Below are 13,476 nucleotides of genomic sequence, written 5' to 3'. Positions count from 1 at the left end.
ATGTTTAAGTAGAAGAAAAGCCCCGAGAGATCGGGGCTTTTGCATTACAGTAGCAGCACTCTTTGTAAAGAGCGTACGCTAAATGTTTTATTTTTTCTTCGCCGCTTTATTTGTCGCGCTAGCACCTTTGGCTACGGCATCAGCTGCGGTATTGATGTTGGTTTGAGCAACCTCTACTGCATGCTTGACCGCTTTTTGGCTTGTTTCATAAACATTGTTGGCTGAGGCAATAGCTTGTTTGAGGGCTTGTACTGCAGCATCAGAGCCTGGGGGTGCATGCTTAGTCCACTCTTCTACAAGGGCATTCATCTTCTTTTGTCCCTCAGCAAATTCTTTTTCTGCGGACTTGGTAAAGCTATCTTGAGTTTCATGGGCTAACTCATACAAATGACGACTATAGGAAATAATTTTTTCTGCAATCGGTTGCACTGTTTCTGCTTGATGCGCGAGAAGTTGCTGGATATCTTTTACTTCCAAGGCTTTCTTTGCGTTATTAACACTATCGCTCAAACTTTGTTTGGCTATAGCAAGATTCAGTTCAACGAGTTTTTCAATGCTTTGCAAAGCTTGGCTAGTCAAGCCACTCAAGGTTTCTAAATTGGCTTTTTGCGCTGCTGCGATTTGTTCTGGCGTTAAGTTCATTTCAATCCCTTTCTTTGGGTCTGCCGTATTTACTATGACTCCGCTGATTCTGCGGGTCAACTAATACCTTCATTATATTGCTCAAATATTGCATTGCACAATAACTGCACACCCCTTCCAGCAGGGGATTCCTAAGTGATACCCCATCAAAAAGCCTAAAATCTACAGTTCACTAATCCCCTCAATTTTCATCACCTATTTATGAAGTTTGGCCTTGAGAGCGCAATTGCACCCATATTCGTATTAATTTGGAGTACAGGGTTTGTGATTGCGCGTTTGGCGATGCCTTATGTAGAGCCAGCAACCTTTCTATTTTGGCGATTTGCAGGCGTTATTGCAGCAATGGCAGCGTTGAGTTTGGTTTGGCGGATGACATGGCCAAGTTGGTCTCAAATAAAACATATTGCCGTGGCAGGCATGTTGCTGCAATTTGGCTATCTCTTAGGCGTTTGGTTTGCTGTGCGCCTAGGCATGACTGCTGGCTTGGTCGCGATTATTGTAGGTCTGCAACCAATTTTGACCGCATGGTTTGCTGCCTGGATTTCTGAAAAGGTAACGCCACGGCAATGGATTGGATTATGTTTTGGTTTTGCCGGAGTCGCTTTAGTGGTGGCTGAAAAAATTGGCTTTGCACATATTCCTATTGCTAGCTATTTATTGGCATTCATTGCGCTACTCTCGATCACTTTTGGCACGCTTTATCAGAAGAAATTCTGTCCTGTATTTGATTTGCGCGCTGGATCTTCGATTCAGTTTGGCGTTTCTGCTGTGCTGTGCTTTTTCTGCATGTATTTTTTCGAAAGCGGTGTCATGGTTTGGAATGCTTCAGTAATTGGTGCGTTGCTTTGGGCCATATTTCCACTTTCGATTGGTTCGATTAGCTTGTTGTTCATGATGATTCGTAAGGGCGCCGCCACGAAAGTCACCAGTTTGCTGTATTTAACACCCCCAACAACAGCAATAATGGCATGGCTACTATTTGATGAGCCTTTTACCCTCATGATGGCTTTAGGCCTTTGTTTAACGATGACTGGGGTGGTGCTGGTCAATGCTCGACAGACTAATACGGTTGCCACGATAGCCGAGTAAAGGGCGCCAATCCAAGGTGGGGCATAGAAATCGGTTTTTGGCCTAGAAATTAATTATCATCTCGTATGTTGAAAGTTTTGGAAGGTAAGTTGGGGATGCGTTTGAATCGGTATAGTCTGCTCGTTTTGGCTGGGATTTTTGCTTGCGGCGCTCTTTTTCATGTGCCTGTCCAAGCGGCTGGCAAAGACAAAGATAAACAAACTAAAACTACTAAGGTAGTTGTTAAGGCTCCAAAAAAACCTAAAACAGTTCGAGTAACCGTGACTCGTTCGGCGGCACCGGTTGTAGCAGCACCTCCATCATTAGCTACTGCATTGGGATTGCGTGGCCAACATGATGATCTCAATTTGAAGTCCAGCGTGGCGATGGTTGTCAATCAAGACACGAAAGAGGTCTATTTCGAGAAAAATCCCGGCGTCAGTTTGCCCATTGCTTCCATTACTAAGTTGATGACAGCGATGGTGGTGCTAGATTCAAAATTACCGCTTGATGATGTCTTAACGATTAATGCGGAAGACGTTCGAATTTACCGTAGCTCACGTCTAGCCGGCGGAACCGAGTTGACTCGCCAGGAGGCGTTATTGTTAGCTTTAATGTCCTCTGAAAACCGTGCAGCTTATACCCTTGGCAGAAATTACCCAGGCGGTATACCAGCCTTTATTGATGCCATGAATCGTAAGGCGAAAGAGCTTGGCATGGATCACTCGCATTTTGCAGATCCTACTGGTTTGCTTAGCGAGAATGTAGCGACAGCAGAAGATTTAGCTCGTATGCTTAATGCGGCTTACCAATATAAATTGATTCGTGAGTATTCCACCTGGCCGGATCTGACGATGGTGATTGCAAAGCGCCCACAAAAATTTTTGAATACCAATCGATTGGTACGATCTGGTGATATGGATATCGGTCTGCAAAAAACTGGCTTCATTAATGCAGCAGGTAAGTGCTTAGTAATGCAAGCCCGTGTCAACAATACACCGCTATTACTTGTGTTCTTAGACTCCGTCGGCACACAATCCCGTTTTGCAGATGCTGTACGGGTGCGCGATTGGTATGAGCGTATGCCTTCTGGCGCACAGCCCATACGCCGCTTAATGTAAAAGGTGATAGAGCGCTAGGCTTAAGCGCCGGGCTCGCTAGATTTGGGCTTATAGCCCATCCCTTTAGAAATTTGCAAGGCAGTGTCTTGTAGGGAGCGCAACCAGTCTGCTTGAATGCGGTCAGTTGGAGCGCTGAGCGATAAACCTGCTACTAATTTGCCAGTGTCATCCAGAATGGCGGCCGCAAGACAGCTTACCCCCAGCTCTAATTCTTCATCATCCCTTGCGCTGCCTACTTTGCGAACGCGGTTGAGTTCAGTTTCTAGCTTTGCTAAATCGGTAATGCTATTGCGAGTATGACCAGATAGGCCGGTGCGGGTGACATAAGCACGAACTTGATTTGCATCGTCACTTGCCAAAAAGAGTTTGCCTACCGATGTCAGGTGCAGAGGTGCTCGACCACCAATCGCACGGACGACTTGCATGCCGGATCGTTCGCTATATGCTCGATCAATATAGACAATTTCATCGCCTTGACGCACTGAAAGGTTGACGGTCTCACCGGTTAATTTATGTAGGGTGCGCATTGGCGCTTGAGCAGCCTCTCGTACCGAGAGGCGAGCTTTTACCAAATTGCCCAACTCCAAGAGTTTTAGGCCTAATCGATACGTTCCACCATCACCACGTTCAACTAATCGACAGGCAACCATGTCGTTTAATATGCGATGCGCGGTCGAGGGGTGTAACCCTGTCTCCTCGGCAAGGGCCTTCAGGCTACAACTTTCCTCATGCAAGGCAAGGGCGTCTAATAAGTTCATCATGCGATCGACTACTTGGATCGCGGTTTTTGCGACTTCCCCGGTGTTTTTTGAGGTTTTAGTGGTGCTCATAGGTTCTATTGTAGCGATTTCATGACATATTGCATATTATGAAATGCAATTTTATGGACCTATTTGGCTTATTCACCAAATCAGGGCGCGCTGAAAAGAGCGGCTTCAATCTCGAGGCATTACGACAGCTTTAGGGTTGCCTCAGGGCTTTTGCACACTCATTCACCAAATCAGGGCCTCGGTAAATCAGTCCGCTGTAGAGTTGGACTAAGCTTGCGCCCGCCATGATTTTTTCTCTGGCATCTGCGCCACTTATAATGCCGCCTACCCCGATGATGGGCAATTGATCTTGCAATCTTGCTTTGAGTGATCTTATGACTTTGTTGGAAGCGGCGCGGACTGGTGCGCCAGATAAGCCGCCAGTTTCATTGCCGTGTTCCATGCCCTGAACACTCTCACGAGCAACGGTAGTGTTGGTGGCAATGACGGCATCGATGCCATATTCGATGAGCAAATCAGCTATCAAATGGATAACTTCTTGATCTAAGTCAGGCGCAATCTTTAAGAAGAGTGGTTTGAGCACGCCATGGCGATCGCTTAAACGCTTGCGAGCATCATCAAGCTTGCGAAGTAATCCGCGCAGCATTTCTTCGCCTTGTAGAGCGCGAAGATTTTGTGTATTCGGGGAAGAGATATTGACGGTTATATAAGTAGCGATTTCATACACTGCATCCATTGCAAGTACATAATCGCTGGCTGCATCTTCTATGGGTGTACTGGCATTTTTACCAATATTCAGACCTAGGACGCCACCGTTTTGCCAAAAAGTAGAGCGCCGCACTCGAGCGACACAAGCATCAACGCCATCGTTGTTAAAGCCCATGCGATTGATGATGGCCTGTGCTTGTGGCAGGCGAAACATTCGGGGCTTAGCATTGCCAGGTTGTGGGCGTGGCGTTACGGTACCAATCTCTAAAAAACCAAAACCAAGGGCGGCAAGTGAGTCAATATGTTTGCCGTCTTTATCTAAACCAGCAGCCAAGCCAACAGGATTTTGAAAAGTAATGCCGCAGAGTGTCTGGGGATCGGCAATAGGCTTGGTAATCAATTTGTCGAGTAAGCCCCAGCGCTGCGCGCGGTCTAGATTACTCAGCGTGAGATTGTGGGCTTGTTCAGGATCAAGACAAAAGAGCCAGGGACGTAAAAGTGAGTAACGATCGATCATGGATGGATATTATGAACCAGTCAGCGATTGCCAATGGTCGTCAATCAATCCTTCCATAGGTTGGTACTTGACCTTGTATGCCATTTTCTCGCTCTCTTTAATGTAATAACCAAGATACAGATAGGGGAGTTTGAGTACTCGCGCTTGCTCGATTTGCCACAAAATACTGTAGCTACCAAAGCTGGCAGAGGGATCAGAAGTATCGTAGAAGGTATACACCGAAGAAATGCCCTGATCAAGAATATCAATCATGCTCACCATCCGCAAACGGCCAGGATGTGGGTCGTGGGCGCCATCTCTAAACTCCACAATGCGCGAATTTACTCGGCTTTGCAATAAAAACTGCATGTATTGGTCTTGGTCATCGTTATCCATATCGCCGCCTGCATGTCGCTGGTTTTGATAGCGTTGATACAGTTGATAGTGCTCTTCTTGATAGCCCAAATTCAAAACAAATGCTTCAAGACCCTGATGTTTTTTCCAGGCGCGACGTTGGCTGCGTGTAGGAGTGAATTGATCAACGAGTATGCGTGTAGCAATGCACGCTTTACAGTGATCGCAATAAGGGCGATAGGTATAAAGACCACTGCGACGAAAGCCAGCATTGAGTAATTCGTTATAGACATCGGCGTGAATGAGATGTGAAGGTGTTGCAACTTGTGAGCGTGCCGTTTGATGGGGTAAATAACTACATGGATAAGGGGCAGTTGCATAGAACTGAAGGGCGGTTAAAGGAAGTTCTTTGAGCCGAGTCATAGCCAGTAAGTCAGGATATTTTTATCAAAAGTCCAAGGTAACTCAATATTAGAGGGATTTAAGGAGATTTGCAGTTGCCGTAAAAATTCTTCTCTTGAGATAGGTGCGGCACCGAGGGAGCGTAGGTGAGCAGTCTCCTGTTGGCAATCAATCATAGCCACCTGATTTTGAATACACCATGCACTTAAAGCAGCCAATGCGATTTTGGAAGCGTTTGGTTTATAGCTAAACATGGATTCACCGAAAACCATTCTCCCCAAGGCGACACAATATAGACCGCCAATGAGTTCACCATGTTCTTTAAGGGCAATGCTATGTGCATGACCTTGTTCATGAAACGTAGTGTAGGCATCCATGATTTCATGGGTAATCCAAGTGCCATCTTGATCTTTGCGCGAGCTCGTCGCGCAGGCCCGAATCACAGCACCAAAATCATCATCTACGGAAATTTCACATTGAGGGTCTTGGCAAAATTGTCGAATCTTTTTGCGCAGGGATTCGCTACATTTAAAGTTCTTGGGAACTAACACCATGCGTGGGTCAGGAGACCACCACAACACCGGTTGATTATCGGAGTACCAAGGAAAAATCCCCTTTTGATAGGCTTGCAGTAATTGGCCAGGATATATGCGATCGCTAACAGCAATTAATCCAGGGACATTGGCGTCTGGGTCTGTATTGTGCGAAGGTGTTGGAAAGGGGTCTTGGGGTCCTAGCCAAGTAATTTGACTCATTTACAACCATTAAATTCGTTCAGAGGGCAATATATCGCGACTTCGCACATGAAACTGACCGTCCAGTGTGCCATTTGCACGATCGGCAAAGAACCACTCAAGGGTTTGTTTAACAGTAGGGAAAGCCAATTCTGCCCATGGGATTTCATTTTCATGAAATAGTGCAACTTCCAGACTTTCCTCCCCAGCAGAGAAGGTTGGGGCATGCATTGTCGCAAGATAAAACAGATGTACTTGCTCAGCATGAGGCACATTGAGTAATGAGTACAGCGGCCCGATGTCTACTATCGCGCCGGCCTCTTCCAGTGTTTCTCTGGCGGCACCATGGGCGGTGCTTTCACCTAATTCCATAAAGCCTGCGGGTAGCGTCCAATAACCATAACGTGGTTCAATCGCACGACGGCACAATAAAACTTGCTCTTTGTAGACCGGAATGCTGCCTACTACATTACGAGGGTTTTGATAATGAATGCTTCCACACGATTCACATACATAACGTTCACGAGAATCGTCAGCAGGAATCTTCATCACTAAGGTGGCAGCGCAATGGGAGCAATACTTCATGTAAGCTTTCTAGAAATGGGCTTTAATAGTGCCTCGTAAGGCATTACATAGAATAATCTCATCCGCCATTGAAACATCCTCAATAGTCAGGTTAGCTTCACGGGCATTCCATTGGGGGCTCTTTAGTAGTTCAGCACGCATGACGCCGGGCAGTAAACCTGCGGTGATAGGCGGGGTAAGCCACTGAGAATCTGTCTTAGATTTAATAAAAATGCTAGTTCTACCACCTTCAGTCACATAGCCTTGTTCATTCACAAACAATGCATCAAAACCCCCTTGTTGCACTGCTGTTTGCCAGGCGGCATCGTATAAGGCGCGCTGACTAACTTTATGGGTAAGCAAAGGATCGCCAGAATATATCGTGCAGTCTTCTGAAAGAAGATCGCTTGCCCAGAAAATTTTGACCACTTCAGGTAGTGGGTCGAGTACTCCAGTGGAAACGTTGAGCTCTCCATTGACAGAAAGATCGAGACGCAACCGATAGGGGAGTTCAGAACTCAGCTTTGAGCATGTATTCATCACTAAGGTTTTTGCCGTCAATCGATCAAAGGGAATTCGTAAGGCAGAGGCGGATGCCTGTATGCGATCTAAATGATGCTTTAATCGTTGTGGGTTTTTTTGAATAATGGCGATTGTCTCGAATAGCCCAGTTGCGCTTGGTAAATTGAGTAAAAAATCGGACTTAATTTGGCATTCTTGCCATTCTTGTTTGGCATCAGAGTCAATCGTAATACCTGCTCCAACACCCATGGTAAATACAGCAGCGTGGGATGACTCCTCTTTTTGAAGTTCTATGGTTCTGATGGGAACGCTAAAGGCAAAATCTCCATTGGGGTCCAGCCATCCTAAGGCGCCACAATAATAGCCACGACTACTAGACTCTATCTCTTGAATAATTTCCATACTGCGTTTTTTGGGGGCGCCAGTGACCGAGCCACAAGGAAAGACTGCAGTAAAGATATCCATCAAAGTGGTATGAGGTCTAGCCTGTCCTTGCACGGTAGAGGTCATTTGCAAAACATCTCCATGTCTTGCAACAGAAAATAAGTGAGGAACAGTAACTGTGTTTGGCAAAGAGATGCGACTCAGATCGTTGCGCAATAAATCTACAATCATGACATTCTCTGCCTGATTTTTTGGATCCTCCGATAGTGCTGAAGATGAATCTGATAGTGCGCTAGCAGTGCCTTTCATAGGCATTGCCTTAAAGGTTTCTCCCTTGCGTTCAATAAAGAGTTCGGGTGATTGCGATAGTAGGTAGCGTGATTGGTGTTGAATGTAAGCGCCATATCTTCCAGGCTGACGTTCTCGTAATCTTTTATAGAGCGCAAGAGGGGCACCATAAGCCTGCCCATCAATACGATACGTGTGATTAATCTGATAGGTATCACCACTGCGGATGTATTCCTGGATCTTCATAAGATCTTCAACAAATTGCGTCTCACCGATTGATTTTTTTACATTCAGTACTCCCGCAATTTGTTCGGGTGCAGATAGTGTATTGATCTGCGCTTGAATATGCCGATCAAGAGACTCCTTTGAGTGTTTTTCAAAGCCATCAAATGACCATGCCTCAATTAAGGGGTGAGCAGTATTATTTTTTCTTATTGCGGGAATCTGGTGAATGATCCTTCCCATTTCATAGGCAAAAGCAGCAACTACATACTTGCCTTTACTTAATATTTCGGAAATTTCACGAAGGCAGGATTGGATAGCGGCAACATCAGCGGCATCATCACCGCTTGGCAGAATTTGCCAATACCTAGAAGGGTTTGTATATAGCCTGCTAGTGGGATTGGCCGCCGTACTTTGCGCATCATCAAGCAAAATCATGGCGGCTTACCAAGTTAAATAGGGTTACTTGAGAATCGTTGCAGATTCAATCGTGACTGTTTTGCTTGGAACATCTGCCATTCTGCCCATACGGGGAGCAGACGCGATCATGGTAGGCACCTTACGGATAGCGTCGATTGTTTGTGTACCAGAAATGACTTTCCCAAAGACGGTGTAACCATTACCCATGGCATTGGGGTAGTTTAGGCTTTCATTATCTTTAACGTTGATAAAAAACTGAGAGGTGGCTGAATCTGGATCGGATGTGCGAGCCATAGCAATGGTGTAAGTATTGTTTTTGAGGCCATTATTGGCCTCGGAAACGACGGGCGCATCCGTTGGTTTTTGTACTAGATCCGGTGTAAAGCCACCACCTTGAATCATGAAGCCGTCAATGACTCGATGAAAAATTGTGCCATTATAAAAACCACTTTTTACATAGTTCAAAAAATTGGCCGATGTTTTAGGTGCTTTAGCGTCATCCAGTTCTACGACAAAATTGCCCATTGTTGTTTTGAACTCAACCTTAGGCCCTGCAATAGCGGCTTGGGTAAAAACAGCGCTGATAACGAAAACTAGGCTTGCAACAAAATAACGCATGATGACTCCTGTATTGATCTGTATTGCCCATTGTATTGCCCAATCTGACATTGGAGCAGGGCTTTATTTAGGGTGTTAAACCATTGGGAACATTTGCGGCATAAGCATATTGCTCTTCTTCAAACATGCTTGGTCTTGCAAGATAATCGAGAACCCAATCGATTGTATCCACCCCCCAAAAGCAATGGCCATGAACAACCAGTGCGGGAACACCAAATGCACCAGCATCTTTTGCTTGGTTGGTGTTATTGATGAGTTTTGCTTTTACATCTGGTTGATCGGGTTTGGCAGTATTCGCTGGTAGGCCGATATAAACACAAAAATCTGACCAAGATTGATTGGGATCTTTGCCTTCCACCCAGACATAATCAAATGCCCGATCAACCATAGCCCAGTTCGCATTTTGTCCAACGAGTAAACGTTGCGGCGCTATGGTCATAAAAGGATGGTGTGCAGGAAAGCGAAATGGAATACCCAACTTTTCAGCTTGCCAAACACAGAACTGATAGGTGTGAGGGCGTTTTGCCGCAATTTCTCCAGGCCCCTTATTTTCTGCTGCCCTTAATAAACCACCCAATAAGATGGGCACAGGAGTGATATCCAATAAGGCTTCCAAACGCTGCCGTTGTTTGATATACAAATACGCAAATGGAGAAACAATATCGTAGTAAAAGGTGGCGGGTATTTTGTGAGTCATCGTTTTAGTCCACCTTCTTTTTATACTGGGCATCTAACTGACGAAGAAATGCCATTTTCTCTTTAATCTGAGTTTCTAAACCCCGCTCAACGGGTTCATACCAATGGGGCTTTGCCATACCCTCAGGCAGGTAGTTTTCGCCAGCAGCATAGCCATGCGGTTCATCATGCGCATAACGATACTCTTTACCATGGCCAAGCTCTTTCATCAGTTTTGTGGGTGCGTTGCGCAGGTGCTGTGGTACAGGCTGAGATTGATCCTGAGCAACATAAGCGCGCGCAGCATTAAATGCTTTGTAGCTAGCATTACTTTTGGAAGCAACAGCCAAATACACCACTGCTTGACCCAAAGCCAACTCACCCTCTGGTGAGCCAAGCCTTTCGTAAGTCAGTGCTGCATCATTAGCTAATTGCATTGCCCGGGGGTCTGCCAATCCCACATCTTCCCATGCCATGCGAATAATGCGACGCGCTAAGTAACGTGGGTCAGCGCCGCCATCAAGCATGCGACAGAACCAATATAGCGCTGCATCAGGATCGGAGCCTCTGACAGATTTATGTAGTGCAGAAATTTGATCGTAAAACTGGTCGCCACCCTTATCAAAACGACGCGCTTGAACGGTGAGGGCATTATTGATAAAGGTTTGATCAACCTTTTTGACATGAGAGTTCGGTGTTTGAACTGCATTGCGTACTTGCTCAAGAAGGTTGAGTAGTCGTCGTGCGTCCCCATCGGCATGACCAATTAATGCCTCTATTGCGCTACTTTCAAACTCAATCTCAGGCATGGCATATTGATGAGCACGCTCAAATAAGGTCTTTAGCTCTGCTGGGGTGAATGATTTCAGAACATAGACTTGTGCGCGTGAGAGTAATGCCGAGTTCACCTCAAACGAAGGGTTTTCTGTAGTGGCGCCAATAAAAGTAAATAGACCTGACTCTACATGCGGCAGAAGGGCATCTTGTTGACTCTTATTAAAACGATGAATCTCATCAACAAATAAAATTGTTTGTTTGCTGTATTGCGCCATATTCTGCTGGGCTAATTCAATAGCTTCACGAATTTCCTTGACTCCAGCAAGCACTGCTGAGATGGCGATGAATTCTCGGTCAAATGCTTTGGCAGAAAGGCGCGCTAAGGTGGTTTTACCAACCCCAGGTGGCCCCCATAAAATCATGGAATGCGGTTTACCGGACGCAAAAGCAAGTTGGAGGGGTTTGCCAGGCGCTAGAAGATGGGTCTGCCCAATAACATCCTCAATGACATTTGGGCGCAGCGCCTCCGCTAATGGAGGCGGAGGGGTGCTATCAAAAAGACCGCTCATGTATCAAACTTGGATAAAAAGAATCACCACTGCTGCCCAGGTTAAGCATGCAGCAGCAATATATGTCAAACGATTACGCATCACCATAAAGGCCTCACGTGCATCATCATTTGAAAAATAATAGCGATAGGTGTTTTGATCTAAATTGCGTTGAATAATTAAGGTCGATGCCATGATGAGCAAACCCACTGGTATGTAAATATGCAGCGCAACCCAAGCGACTAATGCGGGTATCACGCCCCAAATCCAGGCATTTCGATCCACCCAACGATCTCCACTGGGCGCATTGCCTAAGGTGTGCAGGCTTGCACCCCAATGTAATGCACCCATGAATGAAGTGATAACCGCTCCATATCCAGCCAATGACTCTGCGCTCAGGTAATTTAATGGGGTTGGCGCTAGCTGAACTAACAAGGCAAGACCCACAAATGGAATGAGGCCTGCATAGCCAAGTTTCAATACAAGATTTGGAATGGGGTGAGTGCTCGTGTTCACGATGTTGTATGCATTAATGATTTAAATATTTCAATGGGAATTTTATTGATCGTAGGTATAAACACCGCGTCCAGTTTTTCGACCTAAGTAACCTGCTGCCACCATTTCACGCAGAAGAGGGCATGGGCGATATTTCGAATCACTAAAGTTTTCAAAATAGACTTCCATCACCGCTAAGCATGTATCTAAGCCAATGAGATCTGCTAACGCGAGTGGACCAATCGGTTGATTGCAACCGAGTTTCATGCCTGCATCGATATCTTCTGGACTAGCTAAACCTTCCGACAATACGAAAAATGCTTCATTAATCATGGGCAACAAGATGCGATTGACTACAAAGCCTGGTGAATTTTTTACCGTAATAGGTTCTTTGCCAACCCGTTTTGCCATCTCAATAATGGCTGCGTGAGTTGCATCGCTAGTTTGCAAGCCGCGAATGACCTCTACCAAAGCCATCAAGGGAGGCGGGTTGAAAAAGTGCATACCAATAAATCGACTGGGATTGGAGTCCAGAGCGGCAAGCTTGGTAATAGAGAGGGAAGATGTATTGGTAGCAATAATGGTGTCTTTGCTAACAATCTCATCGACTTGTTTCAGAATTTTTTCTTTAAGGGCTTGATTTTCAGTAGCTGCTTCGATGACAACATCAAGGCCTTTGAAGTCGGCATAAGCAGTGCTGCCTTTAATGCGCCCAAGTGCAGCGGCTTTCGCTTCTGGAGTCAACGTTTCTTTTTTTACGAGTCGATCAAGGCTTTTACTGATTTGATCAAGACCTCTTTGAACGGCAGCATCATTAATATCCACCATCACAACATTTAATCCCGCAACTGCACAAACTTGTGCAATGCCATTGCCCATGGTGCCTGCACCAATTACACCAACTGACTGAATCATCATCCTATTTCCTTCGTTGATACTGCTTTGTTCCAAATAATTGTTCTCTGGCCTTGTCATCATGCAAAGGCTTACGTAATGCCGTTAATACTTCACATCCTCGAATCACTGCAGGACGCTTACCAATCTTTTCAAACCAGCGTTTGAAATTGGGAAACTCATTGATATCAATTCCCTGGTTTTTCCAATTTCGTGTCCATGGATAAATCGCTATATCGGCGATGGTGTATTCCTTGCCGCTGATATAAGGATTATCTTTCAATTGAGTATCTAGCACCCCGTAAAGGCGCTTGGCCTCATTTGTGTAGCGATTGATCGCGTATTCAATTTTCTCGGGCGCATATATCCGAAAGTGATGGTTTTGCCCAAGCATGGGGCCTAAGCCACCCATTTGAAACATTAACCATTGCAACACTTCATATTTACCCCGCGTGGATTTGGGTAAAAATTTGCCAGTTTTGGCGGCCAGGTAAAGCAATATCGCACCCGACTCAAAGATGCTGATGGGTTTGCCATCAGGTCCATTGGGGTCCACCAGGGCAGGAATTTTATTGTTTGGGCTAATTTTTAAGAAAGCTTTTTTAAACTGATCGCCTGCGCCAATATCAATTGGATGCGCGATCCAGTCTTTGCCTAGCTGATAACCACATTCTTCGAGCATGATGTGGACTTTATGACCGTTCGGTGTTGGCCAGCTGTAGACATCAATCACCTTTTTGTTATCTTTGTTTTGCTTCATATATATGGGCCTCC

Annotated in this window: 15 protein-coding genes; 2 read left to right on the top strand and 13 right to left on the bottom strand. The window is 45.6% G+C overall.

The genetic code is table 11. The annotated features are described in order from the left end of the window. Positions 1-87: 87 nt before the first annotated feature. Complete coding sequence (locus KIH43_RS03660) at positions 88-642, bottom strand: phasin family protein (RefSeq protein WP_296969494.1); 555 nt, start codon at positions 640-642, stop codon at positions 88-90. A 201-nt stretch (positions 643-843) separates the two neighbouring features. Between KIH43_RS03660 and KIH43_RS03655 the strand changes: the two genes are divergently transcribed. Then, entirely contained in the window at positions 844-1,731 is an 888-nt protein-coding gene (locus tag KIH43_RS03655; protein ID WP_296969489.1) for a DMT family transporter, read from the top strand. A 65-nt stretch (positions 1,732-1,796) separates the two neighbouring features. After that, complete coding sequence (locus KIH43_RS03650) at positions 1,797-2,831, top strand: serine hydrolase (RefSeq protein ID WP_366069219.1); 1,035 nt, start codon at positions 1,797-1,799, stop codon at positions 2,829-2,831. A gap of 20 nt (positions 2,832-2,851) precedes the next feature. Here the strand turns inward: KIH43_RS03650 and KIH43_RS03645 are convergent, their stop codons facing one another. The 12 genes from KIH43_RS03645 to KIH43_RS03590 form a co-directional block, all read right to left on the bottom strand. Beyond that, the gene (locus KIH43_RS03645; protein WP_297717825.1) at positions 2,852-3,661 is read right to left on the bottom strand and encodes an IclR family transcriptional regulator; all 810 of its coding nucleotides are present in this window, start codon (positions 3,659-3,661) and stop codon (positions 2,852-2,854) included. A 130-nt stretch (positions 3,662-3,791) separates the two neighbouring features. Next, positions 3,792-4,826, bottom strand: coding sequence for a quinone-dependent dihydroorotate dehydrogenase (locus KIH43_RS03640; protein WP_297717822.1), 1,035 nt, complete (start codon positions 4,824-4,826; stop codon positions 3,792-3,794). Positions 4,827-4,835: 9 nt separating this feature from the next. Beyond that, a complete protein-coding gene (locus KIH43_RS03635) occupies positions 4,836-5,582 on the bottom strand; it encodes an arginyltransferase (protein ID WP_297717818.1) in 747 nt (248 codons plus the stop codon). Next, entirely contained in the window at positions 5,579-6,316 is a 738-nt protein-coding gene (gene aat / locus KIH43_RS03630; RefSeq protein ID WP_297717815.1) for a leucyl/phenylalanyl-tRNA--protein transferase, read from the bottom strand. The genes KIH43_RS03635 and aat overlap by 4 nt, the downstream gene beginning before the upstream one ends. Positions 6,317-6,325: 9 nt before the next feature. Further along, positions 6,326-6,880 carry an NUDIX hydrolase gene (locus tag KIH43_RS03625; protein WP_296969459.1) on the bottom strand — a complete coding sequence of 185 codons (555 nt, stop codon included), beginning with the start codon at positions 6,878-6,880 and terminating at the stop codon, positions 6,326-6,328. 9 nt (positions 6,881-6,889) lie between these two features. After that, positions 6,890-8,713 carry a bifunctional chorismate-binding protein/class IV aminotransferase gene (locus tag KIH43_RS03620; RefSeq protein ID WP_297717812.1) on the bottom strand — a complete coding sequence of 608 codons (1,824 nt, stop codon included), beginning with the start codon at positions 8,711-8,713 and terminating at the stop codon, positions 6,890-6,892. Between the two features lie 24 nt (positions 8,714-8,737). Further along, positions 8,738-9,313 carry a peptidylprolyl isomerase gene (locus KIH43_RS03615; protein WP_297717809.1) on the bottom strand — a complete coding sequence of 192 codons (576 nt, stop codon included), beginning with the start codon at positions 9,311-9,313 and terminating at the stop codon, positions 8,738-8,740. 67 nt (positions 9,314-9,380) lie between these two features. Continuing rightward, a complete protein-coding gene (locus tag KIH43_RS03610) occupies positions 9,381-10,010 on the bottom strand; it encodes a DsbA family protein (protein WP_297717807.1) in 630 nt (209 codons plus the stop codon). A gap of 4 nt (positions 10,011-10,014) precedes the next feature. Next, on the bottom strand, positions 10,015-11,334 hold the full coding sequence (locus KIH43_RS03605; protein WP_297717804.1) for a replication-associated recombination protein A: 1,320 nt from the start codon (positions 11,332-11,334) through the stop codon (positions 10,015-10,017). A 3-nt stretch (positions 11,335-11,337) separates the two neighbouring features. After that, on the bottom strand, positions 11,338-11,829 hold the full coding sequence (locus KIH43_RS03600) for a DUF3429 domain-containing protein (protein WP_297717802.1): 492 nt from the start codon (positions 11,827-11,829) through the stop codon (positions 11,338-11,340). Between the two features lie 42 nt (positions 11,830-11,871). Further along, positions 11,872-12,726, bottom strand: coding sequence for a 3-hydroxybutyryl-CoA dehydrogenase (locus KIH43_RS03595; protein WP_297717799.1), 855 nt, complete (start codon positions 12,724-12,726; stop codon positions 11,872-11,874). A gap of 1 nt (position 12,727) precedes the next feature. Further along, positions 12,728-13,435: a glutathione binding-like protein gene (locus KIH43_RS03590; protein WP_297717893.1), complete on the bottom strand. Its 708-nt coding sequence runs from the start codon at positions 13,433-13,435 to the stop codon at positions 12,728-12,730. Positions 13,436-13,476: the final 41 nt, after the last annotated feature.

The organism is Polynucleobacter sp., from assembly GCF_018500155.2.
Lineage (GTDB): Bacteria > Pseudomonadota > Gammaproteobacteria > Burkholderiales > Burkholderiaceae > Polynucleobacter.
Note: the sequence above shows the minus strand (reverse complement) of the source record. Positions and strands in the feature narration are given on the sequence as shown.